Raw genomic sequence first — 20,241 nt, 5'->3', positions numbered from 1 at the left:
GAATTCTCACAAATCTCAAATATGACATGAGATAGATGAATTCAAGCTAATCCGCTCCTTTAGGAATAGATCCCAAGAGTGCAGGCATATAAGATTCGAGCCCCGTAAGTTCCGGAAATCAGGCTGAATTTGAAAGCTCTAGTAGAATATTTCGTCAAGCTAACGGTCCGGATTTCTTATAATTTATAAATATGTTTAAAGAAGTACTTGAAGAACCATCAACAACTTGTTATTATTAAAGCGAAACCAGAATGAGGCTTGGTTTGAAAACCCTCTTCCAACCCCACCAGACATTCAAACCAAGCCTTACTCAAAACTAGTACACTTCTTGAAGGCGTCCCTGAATTTAACGACAAATTCGTTTGTAGTATCATCGTTCTTCGTAATTCCGCTTGCTATTTTCCTGAGCTCCTGAGCGGTGGTCTCTTCTTCGAGATTTTTCACAGCGCATTTACACCGCGTATCGCATATCTCGGAGTCGGATGTTTCAATAACGCATTCCCTGACACAATATGCGATAAGGTCCTCACGTGGGTCGTCCGGCCCCGGAGAGCAGCCGCCTGACAGAAACCAGAAGAGAACAATGTGCAGGGTTATGGCCGGTATTTTGACGAACTGCAGGCCTTTCTTAATTCCCGTAGCGCTATTTTTCAAGTTGATGATGCAACACCCCGGCTGATATTTCTAGTCGATCGCTTTCACTACGCGTACAAGGAAAAGTTTCCAGTCCTTTATTGCCTGCCCGCCCTCACCGTCGACGGTGCCGTCAACGTTCAGGTGGCTCGTAATGTAGTAGAGCCGTCTTATCTCGTCATTCTCGGCAGGGCCGGCGCTTGCGTCCTGGAACCTCTGCTGGAGATATGAAGGCGGGATCGCCTGATAATAGAGCGTAACCTGCACGTCGTGCACACGGCCGAGGGTCTCGATGTCGAGGCTGATTAAATATTCTACAACGTCCGAGCCCGTGAGCGCTGTGTTTGTATAATAGGGGTCGAACCTCTCCTCGCCGTGGAGCACCGCCAGCTGCTGGGTATACGGCGAGAGGGCGGGATTGGCGAAGAACTCGGGGTCAGCGCCCTTGGGCCTTATGCGGTTGTCCTTTACTTCGTTTACACGCCTGAGGAAGCTCGTCGTGACGTTTCCGTCCGAATCCTCGACGACCTCCTCGTATATCTGCACCTGGTTGTCGCTCGTAATCGTCTGGTAATGCGGCTGGAACGTGTCTGGATTGATGAGCGGCTCTTCGCTTGGAAGCACCTCGTCCGTTGTGCCTTTGAGCAGAACGCCGAGATCGTTCGTACGCCCGGAAGCCCATAGCACATTTCCATCCGCGTCGCGGACGAGGAACTCGATGAACATGCGCCTGAATCCGACTCCTGTCGGGAGATAATGTCCCACAAGGCTCGTTACCTTAACCACGGCCCTGAGCTCGCCAGCGGGCGTTATCTCGAGGGTCTCGACGCTGATCTCCGCGGTTTCGTTCCGTGCCATCCCGACCATCGAGTCCCTTCCGGTAATGAGCGGCGGCACGCTGAATGTGCCGGTCATAACGCCTATCTGCCGGTACCCCAGTATGACGGGGAACTGCTGGAACATTTCGTTTAGAAAAACGTTGAGCCCGTGGAGCGAGTGGCGGGCATAGTAGTCGCGCTCGGTAAGGGCGATCTCTTCATCGGGCAGACGGTCCGTCGTGGGGGCGAACGCGTCGGACTCTATGTTAGCTATCTCGAAAGAAAGCTTCTCCCCTTTATAGTGAGCGGGCATGTGGCAGTCCGCGCATGATTTGAAGTTTTCACCGCTCGTGCCGAACTGGCTGTTCAGCCATTCGAAGTTCGTGGACTGCTCGTAGCTCGCTCCCAGTATTTCGCCCTCGTTGCTGAAGACGGGGAGCAGGATATTGTGGCAGCTCCCGCAGATATGCGAGCTGAACGGGTCGCCGCTCACGAAATAATCGGCGAACTTCGGAGTGATGCCGAGGGCGTTGTCCATGGGCTTAGGGATTATCGTCGAGTCTTCGTAAGGCCCGTAGACCTCGTCAGATGGACCCGTGACGAAGTTCCCGGTAAATGAGGATTCCCGTCCCAGATTCGTCTCGGATATATGGTGGCACACGCTGCAGGATATGCCGTCCCTGGCGAGCGCTCCGTAATTCTGAAATTCGTTGTCTTCCGAGCCGGGCCACTTCGTTACCATGTCCAGCGTGAAAGGTTTACCGAAGGGGACCTGCGGAGAAGGCTCGATCACGAAGAGGCTCTTGCAGCCTCCGTCATTCTGACCCTCCGTATCGATAGCGAGCTGGCGCTGCCCCATGACGCCGTGACAGTGAAGGCACGTGGATTCGATACACTCCGTATACTCGGGCAGGTTGTTCGTCTCGCTCTCGAGCTGGGAGAAAAAGACCGGGTCGCGCCCGGCGAGGCCCATCGGCGAGGCTTTCCACTCGCCGTAAGGCGAGAGGTTGACGTACTTGGTGCCGTCGGGCTCCGTTACTTCGAGCATCATGTTCGGGATGGATGAGTTCGAAAACGACGCGTCGTGGCACCCCTCGCACTGGTCCGAGGTGATAAAATCCTGGGGTCCGCCGCCTCCTGATACTATGTGGTCGTAGGTTTCCGCTGGCAGGCGGAGATCCCACACATCAGGGAAAGTCACCATACCGAGCTGGTCGTAAAATTCGAGGAATCCGGGGGCGGGCTCGGGAAGCGCTTTCGAGAAGGGCGAATCGTAATTGTCGACCTCCCCATCAGCCCGTAGGCCGTTTTTAATATAAAGGGGCGCGGTACGCCCGGCTATATAGACCGGCTCTGCATCGAGGCCGCCGTCCATGCTCTCGTCCGCTTCGAGCGGCCCGTAGTGTTTATATCTCAATCCAGGTGTCAGTAAATTGTCGAGCGAGGAAAAAGTTTGCTCGCTTTCGGCCGATGCGTGGCAGTTAATACAGTAGTTCCCGTAGTCGCTCGACGCAGGAACGACGTCCGGTATCTTGTTCCCGCTTTCGTACACGTAACCCGTCGGGTACCATAGCGGGTTGGGCTCGGCGGGCGTGATCTCGCCGCCGAAGAAGTCCTCGCTCGTGACGGCGGATATGTCGAAGATCGGCGGATTGCCGACTTGCCAGCTTGACGTGGGCGGGTCGTATTCAATTATATAATTCCCCCAGTACCAGCCGTCCCACGCCTCATCCCGCTGCTTTACCATTATAGTCCAGGACTCGGGCTCGACGCCGGCGTTGATCACCATGCAACCTTCGGAGTCGATCGATATGTCGAGGGACTCGTTTATAGAATGCATCTCTTTCACGATGACGGCCCCGTCGGGGATCTCGCCCTCCCTGCCGCCGCAGAGCCACTCAATCAGTTCCGGGGAATAATACAGTCTGACGGCGGGGTGAACGCCGTAGGCCTGGCCGCTCCCTATGGGACCGACGTAGGGGCCTGTTAGGCGCCAGTTCAAATCGCCCGGCCAGCCGAGCTCGCCTGCGTATCCTTTCGCTCTCAGAAAATCCTGCATCTGGGTGTCGTAGACGTTCTTATCGCCGAGGCGGGAGATAGGAGGGGGGTTACGGAGAAAATCCGGAGCGGGAAGCCCCCGGTCGGCAGTGGCACAGAACTGCTCTATTTCTTCGGGCGTCGGCCCGATCTCGGAGTTCTTGCATACCCATTCCTTCGGGTCGGTAGGGAGCGTATTTCCGCCGTGCCTTTCATCGCAAGCAATCAACGCTATCAAACAGACCGATATAGCGTATATATGCAATGCCGTTACCTTCATGCCGTTCAATTATATAGCCGTATGTAATAATAAGATAGACAGTGCATTCAGCGATTTAGAATGTCAGCCGCTTGCGTTATAATTGTTACATTCCTGTTTAAAGGAGAGGAGTATGAGAACCCGTTTCATCCTGTTAATTTTGACGCTTCCCGCCCTGTCGGTCCTGACCGCGCTTTCATGCGGCGCTGACGAGACCGCCGGAAAGATCTACGACAGCCCGTTTGCTTACTGCAAGGACGTCGGCACGATCGACACACCGGGCAAGGAATACACGGGCCCTCCGGTGCCCGAATCAATAGCGGTAGCGTTAAAGAAGGCGTGGGGCTCGCCCGAGTCGGCCCCTCTCGACACGTTCATCAAGGGGACGTACTGGCGCTGCATGGACGGGAAAGTCTATGCGTGCAACGTCGGGGCTAACATACCGTGCGAGGAAAAGGCGGACGTGAACAAGGAGCCGACGCAGGCGATGAAAGATTACTGCGAGGAAAACGCGGGCTCCGATTTCATTCCGATGTACGTGACCGGCCATTCGACGATATACGAGTGGAAGTGCGACGGCGCAACCCCGGTTGCCGGCAAGTCGTTCGCGGAAGTCGACAAGCAGGGTTATCAGACGAACATGTGGTACGAGATAAGTCCCGAGTAGAACGTTCTCCGCTCCAATACGTGCGGAACTGATGTAATAAATCCCAATGGGCAGTCACAGGAAAACAATCGGCATAATCGGGTCCATGGACATCGAGATAAAACATTATCTCGAGAACGCGGAGATCAAGAGAGAAACGGACTGGAACGGAATAATATTCCATGAGTCCCGTCTCTTCGATAAAGACACGGTCATCGTGAAATCAGGGGTCGGCAAGGTCTTCGCGGCTATGGTATGCGAGAGGCTGATAGACGAGTTCGCGCCCCGCGCCGTCGTATTCACGGGCGTCGCCGGAGCGCTAAACCACGAGCTCGACATAGGGGACGTCGTTCTGAGCAAAACCTGCATCCAGTACGACCTCGACGCCGAGGCGCTCGGCTTCCCGCGCGGCGAAATACCCTATACGCATCTCAGGGAATTCAAGGCCGACGAGACTCTGCTTAATATTGCGGGCGGCACAAAGCTGAGTGGCAACAAGGTTATTACGGGTACGATACTGACGGGAGACCAGTTCATGACGACGAAAGAGACGGAAGAGCACAAATACCTGACTGAAGAGCTCCACGGGGACGCGATCGAGATGGAGGGCGGCTCCATCGCGCAGGTCTGCACTCTCAATAAGATGCCGTTCATAATAGTGAGGACAGTCGCCGATAGAGCGGACGGGACGGCCGCCGCCGACTTCAATAAATTCCTGCCTGTAGTCGCGAGGAATTCGTTCAACGTCGTAAGGAGCCTGCTGCTCAATTATTGAGACTGCAGGCAGCATTTCAGCGGCTCCCTGCGGAGATAAAAACCTCCTCTCTCGGGAGCTCCCCGATTACCTTCCCGGACACTCCGAAAACCGCCGAAACGACTTCGGGAGGCGTATCCGCGATCCATTCGGATATGCTTATTTCCTGATACGCGCCGTTATCGAATACCAGCAGTATCTCCGCTTCCTCGTCCCCTACATTTTCAAGATAGTGGCCGCAGCCCTGGGGTATGTAAAACACCTCTCCCGGCCCAAGCTCTTCCGTCAGCGATCCCTCATCAGCCGCGAAAAGCGTGATCCTGAGCTTGCCCCCGAGCAGGTATCCCCACTCGTTTGCGTTCGGGTGCCAGTGCATTTCCCTAAGCGCCCCCGGCTTGAGAGTCATCAATGCCCCGGCCATATTATCAGAGACGGGGAAATTGCTGACGTCGGCCATCTTCACGGTCCCTCCCGGATAGACCTTCCCCTCCTGTGCCCGGAGCGGGAACTTGTGCCCGAGTCTCGCCGTATTCTGCCGCCCCCTTTGCCCGAGCGCCTTTTTCCCGGGGATCTCGCCCAGAGCCATGTAGACCTCTTTCCTGGGAAACTTATCGAACAGCTTCCCGGGCAGTCCGAAATTTTTCGACAGCACTTCTTTCGGAGTCTGTGCGATCCACGCCGTAACGCTGAACGTGCTGAATTCGTTGAAGGCACCGTTATTGAACGCAAGTATGAAATGGCATTCGTCCCCTCCGATGCTTTCGATATAATGGGCGTGCCCCATGGGTATGAAGAAAATATCACCGGGGCCGTACTCCTGAGTATCCCACTGGCCGTCAGGGTTGAGAACGGTAACCCTGGCATTTCCGGTTATGAAGAACCCCCATTCGGCCGCGATCGCGTGCCAGTGGAGCTCCCGTATGCCGCCAGGCCTGAGCCGCATCGACACGCCCGCGATCCCCTTCGATATGGGCAGCTCCCTTACGGAGACCTCCTTGGAATTCCCGGCCTTCCATACTGCGGGCTTCTGACCCTCGAGGTCGTATGTGAACCGTAACGCATTTCCCTTCGATGATTTCTTAACAGAATTCCCCTTACCCTTCTTGGATTTCTTAGATGCGGACTTCGCCATGGTTTCTGGCCTCCGGTGTTAAAGGTTGGTATTGCCGGCTAATTATAGTATCAATAGAGGGAAACCGAAAGGAGAGTAAACTGTTGTTCCGGGCCGCCGGAAAGCCTAAGAAGACCGGAAATCGCTCTGCTGTTGAAAAAAGAATTCATGCATTCCGCATATGCAAGAATTAATGAGACTTCCAAATTGTCAGACGCTCTCTCCTCCCTTGCCTTCCAATTTCTAGACCCTTCATTTTAGTCAGAAGCTTTATGTCCCGCTATTGACCGAAAGCATAACGCTTATATATTGTAATCATTATGATGGATATTAAAGCCGATAGCCAATATGTGGCGTACCTCCCTTCCTCATGGAAGCCGCGTCACCGCGACAATGTCGTGAGGCTCGGATCGAGAAACGACGGAGGATATGTAGTTACAGAAAGTATAATCAGGAATACGGATTTCCTAGTCGGCCTCGGAGTAGGGACGGATTGGACTTTCGAGGAGGATTTTCATAAGCGAAAGCGGTGTCCTGTCCACTGCTACGACCATAGTATAAGCGCCACTCAACTAACGAGGAACACAGTTAAAAGCGTGAATTTATTCCTGCGTCGTCCGCGCCTCGATCACTTAAGGCGGTTTTCACTATCTAAAATATTACGTCCCTTGAGATTCAGAGTATTTTTCTCAGGCAACAGAAAACACTTCATGGAAGCAATAGGCGATGACCCGGTATCTCAAACTAATTTCAATAAAATATTTTCCAGGATACCCTCGACAGCCAGTGTCTTTATCAAAATGGACATAGAAGGATGGGAGTACCAATCACTTCCCGGACTTGAGGACTACTTCGATAGGATTACAGGGATTGCTGTAGAGTTTCACCACGTCGACACTATGCTCGAAGATGTCTGTAGAAGCGTGAGCAACCTTGAAAAATCACTCGACATCGTTCATGTCCATATCAACAACGGCGGTGTGATTGACGAGCGCGGCATACCCGACACGGTAGAGATGACGTTCGAAAACAAGAGGCTCAATCAAGAACCGACGAGATCGTCCGAAAGAACCTACCCGGTCGACGGGCTCGATTTCCCCAACGTAACAGACCGAAAGGACTACAAGCTCGAATTCCGCGACGACATCCAAGAATGCAGCGGCGCCGAGATACAAACTTAACGCGGACAGTGAGCTCGGCTGCTCATATGTTCTTTCTCATAACGAGCCGGTTCTTCCCCCCTAACCTCCTGTATTCGAGCTCGCTCATATACGTCTTGACCAGATAGATGCCGAGCCCGCCAATGGGCCTCTCGTCTATCGGGCATTTGAGGTCTGGCGTCTTGTATTCGAGAGGGTTGAACGGCTTCCCGTCGTCCTCGACGGCTATTTCTATCACCCCCTGCCCCGACCGCAGGGTGACATCTATATTATGCTCGTCGTGGTCGTCGTACCCGTATGAAATGACGTTCGTTACGACCTCGTCGAGGGAAAGCGTAAGCGCGAAGACTATATTCGACGGCAGCTCCCTGAACTCGCAGTACGTATTCAGCGCGTCCTTCAGGCGCGATAATTCGCTAAAGCTGTTTTTGAGCCGGATCGAGAGATCGGAATTCATAACTATTACTTATTATATCTGAGCGCAAGCACCGTAATATCGTCCGTGAGATGGACTCCGCGGGAAAACTCCTCGACGTCCCTCAATATCCTCCCGACCGTGTCGCGTGGGTTTTCGAAACCGTCCGTCGCTAGCAATTCCCTGAGCCTCCTGTCCGTGAAGAGTGCCCCGTCCTTATTCACAGCCTCCGTCACGCCGTCGCTGTAGAGTACGATACCGTCCCCGGGCTCGAGCTTCACGGACTTTAAGCCGTAGAGCGAATCCCCTCCTATAACGCCCAATGCTATGCCCTCGGTGTTCTCCAGCATCTCGGGCCCGCTCCCTCCGCGGATGATGATCGGGAGCTTGTGCCCGCCGTTGCTGTAGACGATCTCCCCCGTTCTCGTATCCAGCACGCCCGTGAAGACCGTGATGAACATGGAGAACTCGTTCTCCATGCAGAGTATCTTGTTCGCCTCGGAAAGGCACCTCTCGGGCGAAAGGCCCTTCACCGCGTCCGCCTTGACCATTGTCCTCGTCACCGCCATGAAAAGAGCAGCCGGCACGCCTTTGCCGGACGCGTCTCCTATCGCGAAATACAGCCTGTCGTCGTCGATCATGCAGAAGTCGTAGAAGTCGCCGCCAACTTCACGGGCAGTGATTATCTCGCCGAATATCTCGAAATCGCGCCTCCCGGGGAAGGCGGGGAATATTCCGGGGATCATCGAAAGCTGGATCCTGCGGGCGACGTCGAGCTCCTGGCGTATCGCGGCGAGGCGCTCCCTGTCTTTCACCGCCTGCTTCAAGGCAAGGGCCTCTTCGATCGTTTTTGTAATGGTGATACCCAGGTCGTCGAAGTCTATGGGCTTCGTAAGGAAATCGAACGCCCCCAGGTTGAGCGCTCTCCTTATCGTCCTCATGTCCCCGTATGACGAGATTATAACGGTCCTGATGAGCGGGTATTGGGTCTTCAGCCTCGAAAGAAGCGTAAGCCCGTCCATGCCCGGCAGCTTGATGTCGGTGAGGATGACGTCGATCACATTCTCTCTCAGTTTTTCGAGCGCGTCTTCGCCGCTGCGGGCGAATATGAAATGGAATTCGCCGCTCCTTATCTGCCTCCTGAATTTCTGGGTCACGATGAGCTCAAGATCGGGGTCGTCGTCGACCACTAGGATAGTCGCGGGCGCGGCGTAGGAGACGGCTAGAGAGTCTTCCGAAATTTTATTTGCCATAGCTCAGGGTCCGGAATGCGGAGAACAGCCGGATACGCTCCACATCCTTTATATATTCTGCAATGCCTGCTGTTTTTATCGGGGTAAGGGGTCCTTTCGAATCCGCCTGATCTCAGGCGGCCGTTCTCAACCTTTCGAGCGCCCTCTCGTAATCGTGCTCTATGGGCATCACCTTGTCGAAGCCGGCTGTCCGGAGCACGTCTTCAACGTCCGGATGAGGGTTGAGAAGCACGAGCCTGGCGCCGAACTTGTTGAGCGCCTTGGCCGCTGTCACGAGCATTCTGAGGCCTATGGAGGCGATGTAATCGACTTCGGATATATCCACGAGCGTAGGTTTCCTGCGGGTGACCGTATGTCTCGTAAATTCGAGGTCGAGGTCTCCTATTCCCTCGAGATCGACCCTGCCCGAGAGCTTCACGTGAGTAAGTTCGTCGTCTTCCCTTATGACCTTCATCTCCATGGGGCTATGCCTCCGTCCGCACGAGAAAATTCGACCGAGCGATATTTATTGAACTTTATAAACGGAAAGCATTTTGAAGTCAAAAAAGTTAACAGTAGCTTAACAATAGGAGGGAAAATCTGTTGTATTAGGGTAAAAAACCGCGGTTTCCGGATGGGTACGCGCTACTCGGATTCGCTCGCGCAGCTCACGCAGCGGTCGGTGTACGGGAGCGCTTCGAGGCGGGCCACAGGGATAGGGTCGTCGCAAACGGCGCAAATGCCGTACTCGTTCTTCTCCACGCGAGAGAGGGCGGAGTTTACCTGGTTGAGCTCCGTGCGCAGCGTCTCGTCGAGCGCATCCACTACCTCGTCGTTCTCGCGCTCAATAGACTGCTCCTCCCAGTCCTTGGCATAGGTCTTCCTCATGGATGTCTCCACCTTGCCAAGCCTGCTCTCAAGCTCGGTTTTCCTTGCTCTCAACCTTTCTATTATTGAGTCATAATCACTCATAAATAACTCCGGCGCAACCGCGATAACTTACCCAACATATTAACACTATTTCAGGATTTAGAAAAGCGGCGCGTGGGCACGAGGAAAAATAATTTAAACAGTATCCGCCCGGCACCTAACTCCCGGACATGGTATGAAAACCCTTGCGGGCTGAATGCCCGGCCGGGAAAAAGCATCATATTTTTTGGCAGTTGTGTACTATCAGAAAACCTGGAGGATCGTCTTTTTGAAGAGCGGGTTGAGGTCGTCCATGGAAGTATCCCTTATCATCCAGCAGTCGATCTGCTCGCTGTCGCGGGTGAGAACGAGGTTGTAACCGTTTTCCTTGCCCCATCTCATCTGCTCGGAAAGGCAGGTGAACTGATACTGCTCTTTCTCGCTCAGATCATCCACAGGCTTGTTGAGGGTCGCCCTCTGTATGTTGCCGAGATAGAAGCTCCGGGAAAACTTGGTGCCCGTATGACTTAAGTTGTCCGTATTAATCATTTATTTCACCCCATTCCTTCGATAAAGTTTATCAAATATATAATAAGGGTTCATCCGCACATTTCAAGGGGGAAATTGTGGTTTAATTGGCAGAATTTAAAAACAATCATGATTCAGGTGGGTATTCCCTTTCGGTTTGCATTAGTCAACCAGTGCTTAACACGTCCTATAAATTCCCAAACATCGCCACTAACAGGTTTCATATAATTGGGCAAATCCGGATCCTCGCCCATTTTTTCAAAAACATCGACAAGCCAGTCAGGTCCATGACCAGAACTCTGTAGTGTAGGCAGCCACGACTCTAATTCGCCCCCCCTCACTACAAATAGACCATAATCCGCCAATTGATCAAGTAAATTATTGGCTGCTTCTTGATCATTTGGTGATAAAAGTGCAACTCCTCCGTCTCTTTTCATATCCCTGCCAGTTTCTTCAAATTTAGTTTTCACTGAATTACGCAATTGAGCAAGTGAGCTATGTTCGAGTTCCGGAATAAAACCACCCTTTAAGAAATTGGTCCAAACTGAACCACCTTCCTTAATCATATCTAAATCGATGATTCCTGCAGCAGGTATGCCTAATTCACGTAATGGACGGATGATTGTATGCACAGTTTGCTTATTTTGTGCATTCAAAAACAAACAATTAGGAATCCCATTATCTGGATCATATAATACCAATCTTTCATTTATTTCTTGATAAAATGCACGATCGGAATCCGATTCAGTAACGACGACGAATTCATAAAATATTCCTCCAAGTACCCCCGTAGATCTTAATAAAGGACTTCTCATTAGTCTCAAAATATCATTTTTCGGAAGTACCCTAGCAGTGGCTGTTCCATTACGATATGTAAGTCGAATTATATTTATTGGCGTCCCAGATTGTATGCATCCCATTACAAAATTCGTACTGTGAGTTGAAATAAAAAGTCTCTTTTCAGATTTATGACTAGCACGTGCAATCTCTTTCCCTAATTTAAACGAAAGTGCAGGATGTAAAAATGCCTCGGGTTCATCAATAAGTAGAACCGCAGGATCTCCTGCAATAATTTCTGTAATAATGCCCGTGAATGCTTTAACCCCATCACTCGAATTCTCAATAGGCATTGCTTTGGAATGATAACTAACTGATTCATCATGAATACCTCGCTCTTGTGCATCATTCAAAGGTGCATAAAGAGCTAGTCTCAGCCTTAATTGTCCTAGATGTGTAGGATCGATCACAAAATATAGATCAAATGCTTCTTTTATAATTCGACGCACTTCGTGTCTTTTTTTATCATCAGTGAACAATACTTGAAATGTGCTTTGTGGTATTTGTAAATCACCAGCTGGCTGTTGATTGATTAAGTTAATTCTACTATTGCCATCCAAGATAAGAGTATTATAAGACAGATACCAGGAACAAAAATGTGAAGGGCGGTTATTTGGGTTTTTAACCGCCTCTAATAGTTGCGATCTATTTACATTATGGCGTGTACCTTTTTTGCCAATTATTACATGATTATCAAGAACTGCTTCTCCATGTCGAGGTTTTAACAGGCTGAATTTGATTTTATCTTCAGCTTGTTCCGCAGTAAATGTTTCAAATTCGAGACTGTCAAATATGAGATTTAGTGTATTTTGGGATCCATTTTGGCAAAATTGATAAATTTCACTTAAGACTTTGCTTTTTCCTGAGTTATTTGGACCGACAAATAATGTTACGGGTGTAGTCTCTATTGTCTCAGCCTGTAAGGTCGGAGCTCGACCGAATTTAAGCTTTATACTCTTTATCATCTTTAAATGGTATTATTCAAACACATAAGTTGGATAAAGATTATTATTTCTATAATTGGATTATAAATAATCAATGTTGGAGGGGTCAAGACTTTTTAATAAATCGAAAACCGAAAAATTCATAACAATATGGAAACTACAAAATTAATAATTGACACACTTTCTGCTGTTCTTGTGCCTATTATAGCAATTCTGACGGCATATATAGCTTATCAACAATATAGAACTAACAAAAACAGGCTAAGATTTGAACTATATGACAAAAGGTTTGAAATCTATTTGTCTATAAAGACCTTTATATCTTATATTGTGTCAAAAGCAGATGTTGATATAGATAGGGCGTTTCAATTTCTAAGAGAAACGAGGGAAGCAGAATTTCTCTTCGATAAGGAAATTCTAGAATATACAGATGAAATGTATAAAAAAGCCTTAAAAATACATGCAATTGTTGCTTCTTATGAGTCATTACCAACAGGAGATAGACGTACAGAATTAGTAAATGAACAATTAAGCCTAGTGACTTGGTTTAGTTCGCAAGTAGAAATTGCTAGTAAAAAGTTTAGTAAGTATCTGAGCTTAAAAGATCTAAACTAGGCTACAGACACACGTCAATAGTGGTCTCATCCCCCCAAATACGTCTCGAGCCTCGACGCATATCTCGCGACCTCGTTGACGAACCCGCTTAGAGATACGGGATGAACCGTCTTGGGCTTCCCGAGCGCCTTGCTCCCCTTGAGATCGAGGCAGGGGTCGAGCGGCGAATATATGAAACCCGTGTTGCTCCGCTCGAAGAACGCCCCTGTCACGGCAAGGCTCCGCTCCTTCGGAGAAACGAGACTCAGCGAATAGCTCTCCATTCCGTGATTATCGTAAGCCCACCTGGCGGTATAATCCTCCGTAATATCGAGGGCCATCCTGTCGCCCGTGTGCACCACGGCGTAGTTGTTATAACTGTATCCCTTCGGCGTCCCTATGCAATCGAATATCAGCCCACCTGCATGCGGCAGATCCTTCTCATATACCGCATTTCTAAACGCCTCCCTGAACCTGTATTCCTCCTGCGTCATACTGTTCGGCAGCTCGCTTATTACCAGATCGTCTTTCCCGAATCTATCGAGCACGCGCGCGGCTGCCTCCTCGCTCCCGATCCAGTATGTGTCGAGCCCGTAGTGAATCTGCCCGTCCGCGATCTTGTAGAGCTTCGGTATGCCCATGTGCGACGACACGATGAAAGCGACCTCTCCTTTCTCATCCGCGGTGAACTCCGTTAAGGACTCAAGCACCTCGTCAAAATACACCCTCTTCGACATATCCGCCCGAATCTCGCGTATCCTGGATATGGCTTTATTCGTCAGACCCGAGTACGAGATAGAGACCTCTTTATTGAGGACTATCGTCTTGAGCTGACCGGGTATGACATCGCTGCCGGTCGTATTCGTATCGGAGATCATGGAATCAGAAAGAATGCATATACGGTCTCCGAACTGCATGGCCATTACTAAAGACATGGAACAACCTTTTTATTAGTACTACAGTTGTCTGAATTATTAATAATCGGCCGCTTTACTTCTCGGACTAACAGGGGCTGCTTCGTTTGCAGGACTCGACGCAGTTGCCCGCGCTGTTAGGCCTGCAGCACTGCGCGCCCGTGTCGGTGTTGAGGCAGCAGCACTGCTCGGGGGAGCAGGTCTCGCTCCCGCAGTTCGCCAGGGCGACGACGATTCCCGACGACGGAGCCGGATCCTGTAACGAATACAGATCAGGACCGAAGCCCTGACCCGCAATGCTTATGTCCTGGGGCTGTTGTGATTCAGCCGGCTGGTTGCCTAAATAGAATAATCCTGACACCAATAAGAGTAATAAGATTGCGGAAGACGTAAGTAGGGTTGTTCCAGCTTTCATATTCATGCACCCCCTGTGTTAAGTAAAAGGATTAATTAAAACGAACGAGTTTGCAAGTGTAAATTTTATTTTGTGGATTATAAGACAAGCCTAGGAAGAAGTATTGTACATCCGTGATATGTGCGGGGATTGTAATCGTCCTTCGACAAGCTCAGGACGAACGGGCGGCTTGTCGCGGCTTACATACTGAAGCTCTAATTGTAAACCCTTACCTCGTTGTAGAGCGCGTCGCGCTCGACAGGCACGAACCCCGCGTTCTTAATCATGTTCACCATGAAGTCCCGCGTGTGCCCGAGCTCGGACGGCGCTCCCGCGTCGTGGATTATCTTCTCGCGCATTATAGTCCCGTCGGCGTCGCTGCACCCGTAATGTAGCGCGACCTGGGCCATCTTCTCCCCGAGCGTTATCCAGTAGGACTTGATGTGGGGGAAATTGTCGAGATATAGCCTCGCGAGCGCGTGTATCTTGAGGTCGTAAGACGCCGGGACGAACTTCACCTGCTTCTTGAGTCCTGTGTTCTCGGGCTGGAAGAGCACAGGTATGAAGGCGAAGAACCCGGGCGATTCGTCCTCTATCCTCCTCAGCCTCTCGTAATGGTCGACCACGTGGAATGGCTCTTCGATGTGACCGTATAGTATGGTCGCGTTAGTAGGTATCCCCATCCTGTGCGCGAGGCCATGTATCTCTTCCCACCGGGTGGCAATAGTCTTGGGCGCGCATATCTTCTTCCTCACGTCGGGGTGCAGTATCTCTGCCCCTCCGCCCGTGAGCGCGTCCACTCCGGTCTCCCTCAGCGTCTCTAAAACCTCTTCGAGACCCATGCCGCTTATCTCGGTGAACCAGTCTATCTCAACAGCCGTGAACGCCTTGACGTGAGTCTTCGGGTAGTGGTCCTTTACGAGCTTCACGATGTCGAGGTAGTCCTGGAACTTCCACTCGGGGTGGAGGCCGCCTACGATGTGCACTTCGCGAATGTCGTCGTTCAAGAGCGAAAGTATCTGCTCGTGCGAGAGCTCGTATGCGTTCGCTGATTTCTTCGTCGTGCCGAACGCGCAGAACTTGCACGATATGGCGCATATGTTCGTCGGGTTCACGTGACGGTTGACGACGAAATAGACCTTGTCCCCCGCCCTCTTCCTCTTCACGTAATCGGCCAGCATGCCGACCGTGTTGAGGTCAGGCGTGTTCATCACCGTAAGGCCGTCCTCGAAGGACAAGCGCTCCCCGCCTGCAACTTTATTTATTATCGGGAACAGCTCCTTGTCAAAACAGAGCTTTTCTATTTCATCCAGTATTCTTTCCATCTTCCGGTTACCGTCTCCTTCACGTCCTCCGACATCTCGATTACAAGAGGATACCAGCTTTTTATCGTCGCATCTATCCCCATCCTGCCGCCGTAAATTACCGCCGAGCCTCTGAGCTCGGTCCGCTCGAATATCACGTCCAGGTAGGGGTCGAACCTCGTAAATATGCCCCATATGAGCTCCGTGTCGTCCCGGAGGTCTATGTCCGGGCTTAAGGCGGCGATTATCCTCAGGTCCTCGTATCCCGGCGTCTCGAACATCTTTTTAAGCATTTCCTTGGGATTCTTTTCGAGTTTGAGCGCGAGTATCCCGCCCGGCAGTAGCCTCCAGTCGAGTATCTCCTTATGCTTATCCCTCGGGTCGGGCACGCGGGCGGGGACCTTCCGCCTGGTTTTCGCGTCCCCTTTCTTGCGCACGGCGTTAATGCCCATCTTGCTCCCGACGTTGAGCTTCCCGCTCGTGAAGTCGAGCGTGTCGAGCGGCGCCCAGGGTATCATGAGGAAGTCCTCGCCCGGATCGAAGTTCTCGCCTATCTCCGCGAGCACCGCCTCCCAGTCGCGGGGGTTGACGTCGCTCGAAACCGTAATCATAACCTTCGTCAGCAGGAGCTGTCCCGTGCCCCAGAGCGCGAGCATGGCCTTGACTCCATTACGCGGATAGCGCTCGTCCACAGAGACGACGAGGAGATTGTGGAACCCGGCTTCGGGATACGCCCACATGTCCTTCACCTCGGGGTGGATTATCCTCGTGAGCGGCGAGAACATGTCTGCCGCCGCCATGCCGAGGAAAACGTCCTCCTTCGGGGGTTTACCCACGACCGTCGCCGGATAGACCGGGTTTATCCTGTGTGTTATCTCGCTCACGTGGAATACGGGGAAATCGGCTTCCATCGAATAATGACCGAAGTGGTCGCCGAAGGGCCCTTCGACCCTGAGTTCATTCCAAGGCACTACACCTTCGATGACGAACTCCGCGTTTGCCGGGACGGAGATGGAAATGCTCCTGCCTTTCACCATCGGTATGGGCCTCCCCCTCAGATAACTCGCGAACGCGAGCTCGTCCATGCCTTCGGGGAGCGGGGCTATGGCGGTGAATATCATTTTGGGGTCGCCCCCGAGGATTACGGCGGCTTCGAGGTCCCGTCCGAGCTTGCCGGCCTCGTGGTAATGGGCGGCCCCGCCCTTGTGCGGGTGCCAGTGCATGCCCGTCGTTTTCTCGTCGTAAATCTGGAGCCTGTATATGCCGAGGTTCCTTCTGTTAGTTACCGGGTCCTGCGTGAGAACTAGCCCGAGAGTGATGAATCTCCCGCCGTCGAGCGGCCAGCACTTTATGATAGGGAGCTTCGAGAGGTCGGGACGCTCCTCGACCTCCTGCGACGCGCCCGATTTAACGCCCCTCGTCCTCATGGACAGGAGGTCATATGCTTTGGGGAGGACGGAGAAAAAAGATTTAAGCGAAGGCGGGTTCACCTTGTGAAAGAGCTCGACCAACTCCTCCCCAACGTCACGGGGCTTTCTGCCGAGCGCGAGCTCGACCCTCTCTTCAGACCCGAAGAGGTTTATTGCGAGGGGGTATGCCGCGCCCTTCACGTTTTCGAATATAAGAGCAGGGCCCCTCTCCTTTATGACGCGCGAGGAAATCTCCGTTATTTCGAGTATCGGGTCGACCTCGGCCTTCACGCGCACGAGGTCCCCTATCGCTTCGAGATACCTTATGTATTCCTGCAGGTCATAGAATTGCTTTTTCGGCATTTGAAGAGGTTCTGATTGTATTATTTCTTTTAAATTGCAGATAATTCCGCATCAGACTTAATATCCGCCATCAAGGCTATTACGGAATTAGTAACCCCTGAAATATACCCCGGAAAGGGTACATGGTCTAATCGAGCTCGTCGTGCTTCCAGCCGTTGCCGGCCCCTACCCCTATGATGTTCAAAACCTTATCGACATAGCCTTCGATCAAGTCGTTCACAGTGTTGGCTTTTATATAATGGGGCGGGCTTATGGGCATTATGATTGCCCCTTCCCTCGAAAGCTTTAGCGCGTTCTCGAGCGCGATTGAGCTAAGCGGGGTCTCCCGGAGGGCTATGACGAGCCTCCTCCTCTCCTTGAGCGCCACCTGCGCTATCCTGGTGATTAGGGTATCGGCGATGCCGTTAGCTATCTTCGCCAGAGTGGAGATGGAGCAGGGGATGATGACAAGCGAATCGAAGTGGTTGCTGCCGGATGAAAACGGGGCCGCGAGGTCGGAATCGCTGTAAATTTCCCTGACCCAGGGCCTCAGCTCCTCAACCTTGAGACCGAGCTCCTCGTGAAGCACCCTCTTCCCCCATTTGCTCGCTATAAGGAACTTGTCGTCGGGACACCTCCTCAGGAAGTCGACGCCGTACGCCACGCCGGAAGCGCCCGTGAATCCTACAATAGTTCGCATCACGGTAAGTATATCCCAGAGAGGACAAAAAGGAAGACGGCGAAGCCCACGGCTATATTGATCTTGAAGAACGCCAGGTCGACGTTCTCCGACTTTTTATGCTCTAAATAAAGGAGTAAACCGATCAAGACGAGAAGCGCGCCTGCCGCTATCGTCTTGAACATAAAGAAGTAGATAAAGGCGATGCAGAAGAATGCGGCATAGTGGAGCAGGCCGGCGATATAGAGCCCCGTCCCTTTGCCGTAGACAGCCACCATCGAGCGCACGCCGCTCTTCCTGTCGAATTCCTCGTCGAGCGTGGCGTAGATGATGTCGAACCCCGATACCCAGAAGAATGTGAATAAGGAGAGCATTACGGCCGGGAACAGTCCCGACGTCGAGCACGTGACCGCGACCCATCCACCGAGAGGAGCAAGCGCGAGTCCCAATCCCACTCCGAAATGGCAGAGGGGAGTGAACCGCTTCATCAACGGGTAAACGATGAAAACGACTATCGGTATAGGGGATAGATAGAGTACGAGGTCGCATATGAAATAGGCGGAGGCGAAGTAAAGAACCAGGCCCGCGAGAGTGACGCCGAGGGCGGATGCGAGGCTTATCTTGCCCGAGGGCAGCTCGCGCCCCTCCGTCCTCGGATTCTCGCTGTCTATCTTCCTGTCGATTATCCTGTTCAGCGCGAGCGCGGCCGTCCTTGCGCCGGTTCCCGCCAGTATAATCAGCACGAGCAGATGGAGCTCAGGCAGTCCTCCCCAGGCGAGGAAAGCCCCGGAAAAAATAAGGGGGAGCGAAAAAAGCGTGTGCTCGAACTTGATAAAATTAGCGAAGTTCCTTATGCCGTTCATTTTATGCGCTGGTGTTTCTCCGGGTAAGGCTTCATTCTACTTTACTTTTACTCCCTCTTCTATACACTAACCCTCTATTCCAACGGGGCGGAGAAAATCGTGCCGAGACCCGAACTCGCCGAAAAAATATCCAGCAGTCTCCACGAGGGCAAGATCCAGGAGATAAAGGCCCTGCTGGCCGAGGTCCACCCTTCGGAGATAGCAGGCTTGCTCCAGACACTCGACCCCGAAGACCACCAGAGAGTCCTCGAAGCGCTCGACACGGACACCGCTTCTGAAGTCATACTCGAGCTCGGCCCCGAGCATAGGGAAGAGATACTCGGCGAGCTCGACGCGGAGAAGATCGCTGAAATAGTCGAGGAGATGGAGTCGGACGACGCCGCCGACCTCATCGGGGAGCTCCCGGAACAGACAGCCAGCGACGTGATGGCCAAGATGGACCCCGAGGATTTGAGGGACGTAGAGCCGCTCCTCAAATACCCGGACGACTCGGCGGGCGGCATCATGCAGATCGAGCTCGTGAAGGTCTCCGAAAAGTTCACCGTCCGGGACACGATAAACTGGATACGGCTTATAGCAGACGAAATCGCAGACTTTTATCTTATTTACGTAACAGACGAGGACGACAAGCTCCTCGGGCAGATATCGCTCAGCAGACTCGTGCTCGCGACCCCGAGCTCGAGGGTCTCGAACATTATGGAGCCCGTCGAGCACCGGGCGACACCCTATATGGACCAGGAGGAGGTCGCGAAGATCTTCCAGAAGTACGGCATACTGTCGCTGCCTGTAGTAGACGGGAGGGGCGTTCTCCTCGGAAGGATCACGGCCGACGACATACTCGACGTCGTGACCGAAGAGGCGTCCGAGGACATTCTACAGATGGCTGGCGTCGGAGAAACGCTCCACCCGATATTCACTCCCACGCGGACGAGGATCGCGCTCCGCACTCCGTGGCTGCTGATGACGCTCATAGGCGAATTATTCATCGCCTTTATCATCGTCTACGCGTTCGAGCCGACTCTCAAGAAAGTAGCGATTCTGGCGGCGTTCATGCCGGCGATAATGGCGACCGGGGGGAACGTGGGGCTCCAGACAACTACCATAATCATAAGAAGCATAGGCATGGGGACAATCAACATAAGGCAGATTCTCAGGATCATCCTTTCGGAAGTGAAGGTGGGTATATCGCTCGGAATCATATGCGGCATAATCGCGGCAATAATAGGCGGTCTGATAAGCTACGATCAGCCGGAGGTGATAAAGATCGCCCTTTCGGTGTTCATCGCGATGGTCTCTGCCACCATGGCCACGTCCTTCATAGGTGTGGCGGCCCCTCTCCTGCTCCACAAATTCAGGTTCGACCCCGCGGCGGCCTCGGGACCCTTCCTCACCATGTTCAACGATATTTTCGGGTCGGTCTTCTATCTCTTTATCGCGATGCTGATTTTCTAGATGTTAC

General features: G+C 52.3%; 20 protein-coding genes. 6 read left to right on the top strand and 14 right to left on the bottom strand.

Features of this window, described 5'->3' with window-relative positions; translation table 11 throughout:
• Positions 1–306 precede the first annotated feature (306 nt).
• Together AB1598_01220 and AB1598_01215 are read right to left on the bottom strand one after the other, a co-directional pair.
• The gene (locus tag AB1598_01220) at positions 307–654 is read right to left on the bottom strand and encodes a hypothetical protein (GenBank protein MEW6143617.1); all 348 of its coding nucleotides are present in this window, start codon (positions 652–654) and stop codon (positions 307–309) included.
• Between the two features lie 30 nt (positions 655–684).
• Complete coding sequence (locus AB1598_01215; GenBank protein ID MEW6143616.1) at positions 685–3,777, bottom strand: hypothetical protein; 3,093 nt, start codon at positions 3,775–3,777, stop codon at positions 685–687.
• Positions 3,778–3,880: 103 nt separating this feature from the next.
• Between AB1598_01215 and AB1598_01210 the strand changes: the two genes are divergently transcribed.
• Together AB1598_01210 and AB1598_01205 are read left to right on the top strand one after the other, a co-directional pair.
• Positions 3,881–4,414 (top strand): hypothetical protein, encoded by a 534-nt coding sequence (locus tag AB1598_01210; protein ID MEW6143615.1) that lies wholly within the window; start codon positions 3,881–3,883, stop codon positions 4,412–4,414.
• A gap of 46 nt (positions 4,415–4,460) precedes the next feature.
• Entirely contained in the window at positions 4,461–5,168 is a 708-nt protein-coding gene (locus AB1598_01205) for a 5'-methylthioadenosine/adenosylhomocysteine nucleosidase (protein MEW6143614.1), read from the top strand.
• 16 nt (positions 5,169–5,184) lie between these two features.
• On the opposite strand, the gene AB1598_01200 is transcribed toward AB1598_01205, so the two are convergent.
• Entirely contained in the window at positions 5,185–6,279 is a 1,095-nt protein-coding gene (locus AB1598_01200) for a cupin domain-containing protein (protein ID MEW6143613.1), read from the bottom strand.
• 689 nt (positions 6,280–6,968) lie between these two features.
• Between AB1598_01200 and AB1598_01195 the strand changes: the two genes are divergently transcribed.
• Positions 6,969–7,439, top strand: coding sequence for an FkbM family methyltransferase (locus AB1598_01195; GenBank protein ID MEW6143612.1), 471 nt, complete (start codon positions 6,969–6,971; stop codon positions 7,437–7,439).
• A 22-nt stretch (positions 7,440–7,461) separates the two neighbouring features.
• On the opposite strand, the gene AB1598_01190 is transcribed toward AB1598_01195, so the two are convergent.
• From AB1598_01190 to AB1598_01165, 6 genes are all read right to left on the bottom strand, one after another.
• Positions 7,462–7,875: an ATP-binding protein gene (locus AB1598_01190; GenBank protein MEW6143611.1), complete on the bottom strand. Its 414-nt coding sequence runs from the start codon at positions 7,873–7,875 to the stop codon at positions 7,462–7,464.
• A 5-nt stretch (positions 7,876–7,880) separates the two neighbouring features.
• Complete coding sequence (locus tag AB1598_01185; protein MEW6143610.1) at positions 7,881–9,086, bottom strand: SpoIIE family protein phosphatase; 1,206 nt, start codon at positions 9,084–9,086, stop codon at positions 7,881–7,883.
• A gap of 112 nt (positions 9,087–9,198) precedes the next feature.
• Positions 9,199–9,546 carry an STAS domain-containing protein gene (locus AB1598_01180; GenBank protein MEW6143609.1) on the bottom strand — a complete coding sequence of 116 codons (348 nt, stop codon included), beginning with the start codon at positions 9,544–9,546 and terminating at the stop codon, positions 9,199–9,201.
• Between the two features lie 164 nt (positions 9,547–9,710).
• On the bottom strand, positions 9,711–10,037 hold the full coding sequence (locus tag AB1598_01175) for a TraR/DksA C4-type zinc finger protein (GenBank protein ID MEW6143608.1): 327 nt from the start codon (positions 10,035–10,037) through the stop codon (positions 9,711–9,713).
• 201 nt (positions 10,038–10,238) lie between these two features.
• Positions 10,239–10,523 carry a hypothetical protein gene (locus AB1598_01170; GenBank protein ID MEW6143607.1) on the bottom strand — a complete coding sequence of 95 codons (285 nt, stop codon included), beginning with the start codon at positions 10,521–10,523 and terminating at the stop codon, positions 10,239–10,241.
• A gap of 113 nt (positions 10,524–10,636) precedes the next feature.
• Positions 10,637–12,304, bottom strand: coding sequence for an AAA family ATPase (locus AB1598_01165; protein ID MEW6143606.1), 1,668 nt, complete (start codon positions 12,302–12,304; stop codon positions 10,637–10,639).
• A gap of 129 nt (positions 12,305–12,433) precedes the next feature.
• Here AB1598_01165 and AB1598_01160 point away from each other — a divergent pair, with 129 nt between their 5' ends.
• Positions 12,434–12,898 carry a hypothetical protein gene (locus AB1598_01160; GenBank protein ID MEW6143605.1) on the top strand — a complete coding sequence of 155 codons (465 nt, stop codon included), beginning with the start codon at positions 12,434–12,436 and terminating at the stop codon, positions 12,896–12,898.
• Positions 12,899–12,924: 26 nt separating this feature from the next.
• Here the strand turns inward: AB1598_01160 and AB1598_01155 are convergent, their stop codons facing one another.
• Positions 12,925–13,812 carry a hypothetical protein gene (locus tag AB1598_01155; GenBank protein MEW6143604.1) on the bottom strand — a complete coding sequence of 296 codons (888 nt, stop codon included), beginning with the start codon at positions 13,810–13,812 and terminating at the stop codon, positions 12,925–12,927.
• A 104-nt stretch (positions 13,813–13,916) separates the two neighbouring features.
• On the opposite strand from AB1598_01155, the gene AB1598_01150 reads away from it, so the two are divergent.
• On the top strand, positions 13,917–14,081 hold the full coding sequence (locus tag AB1598_01150) for a hypothetical protein (protein ID MEW6143603.1): 165 nt from the start codon (positions 13,917–13,919) through the stop codon (positions 14,079–14,081).
• Between the two features lie 319 nt (positions 14,082–14,400).
• Here AB1598_01150 and mqnE read toward each other — a convergent pair whose 3' ends face one another.
• The 4 genes from mqnE to AB1598_01130 all read right to left on the bottom strand — a co-directional run bounded on the left by mqnE (position 14,401) and on the right by AB1598_01130 (position 18,782).
• Positions 14,401–15,510, bottom strand: a complete 1,110-nt coding sequence (mqnE, locus tag AB1598_01145) for an aminofutalosine synthase MqnE (protein ID MEW6143602.1) — start codon at positions 15,508–15,510, stop codon at positions 14,401–14,403.
• Positions 15,486–17,261 carry a menaquinone biosynthesis decarboxylase gene (locus AB1598_01140; protein ID MEW6143601.1) on the bottom strand — a complete coding sequence of 592 codons (1,776 nt, stop codon included), beginning with the start codon at positions 17,259–17,261 and terminating at the stop codon, positions 15,486–15,488. The genes mqnE and AB1598_01140 overlap by 25 nt, the downstream gene beginning before the upstream one ends.
• Positions 17,262–17,388: 127 nt before the next feature.
• Positions 17,389–17,940 (bottom strand): UbiX family flavin prenyltransferase, encoded by a 552-nt coding sequence (locus AB1598_01135; GenBank protein ID MEW6143600.1) that lies wholly within the window; start codon positions 17,938–17,940, stop codon positions 17,389–17,391.
• Entirely contained in the window at positions 17,940–18,782 is an 843-nt protein-coding gene (locus AB1598_01130; GenBank protein ID MEW6143599.1) for a 4-hydroxybenzoate octaprenyltransferase, read from the bottom strand. The genes AB1598_01135 and AB1598_01130 overlap by 1 nt, the downstream gene beginning before the upstream one ends.
• A 99-nt stretch (positions 18,783–18,881) precedes the next feature.
• Between AB1598_01130 and mgtE the strand changes: the two genes are divergently transcribed.
• Positions 18,882–20,234 carry a magnesium transporter gene (mgtE, locus tag AB1598_01125; protein ID MEW6143598.1) on the top strand — a complete coding sequence of 451 codons (1,353 nt, stop codon included), beginning with the start codon at positions 18,882–18,884 and terminating at the stop codon, positions 20,232–20,234.
• The last annotated feature ends 7 nt before the right edge of the window (positions 20,235–20,241 follow it).

It is taken from the genome of Thermodesulfobacteriota bacterium, assembly GCA_040754335.1.
Taxonomy (GTDB): domain Bacteria; phylum Desulfobacterota_D; class UBA1144; order Nemesobacterales; family UBA2774; genus 2-12-FULL-53-21.
This window is presented reverse-complemented; position numbering and strand designations above follow the sequence as displayed.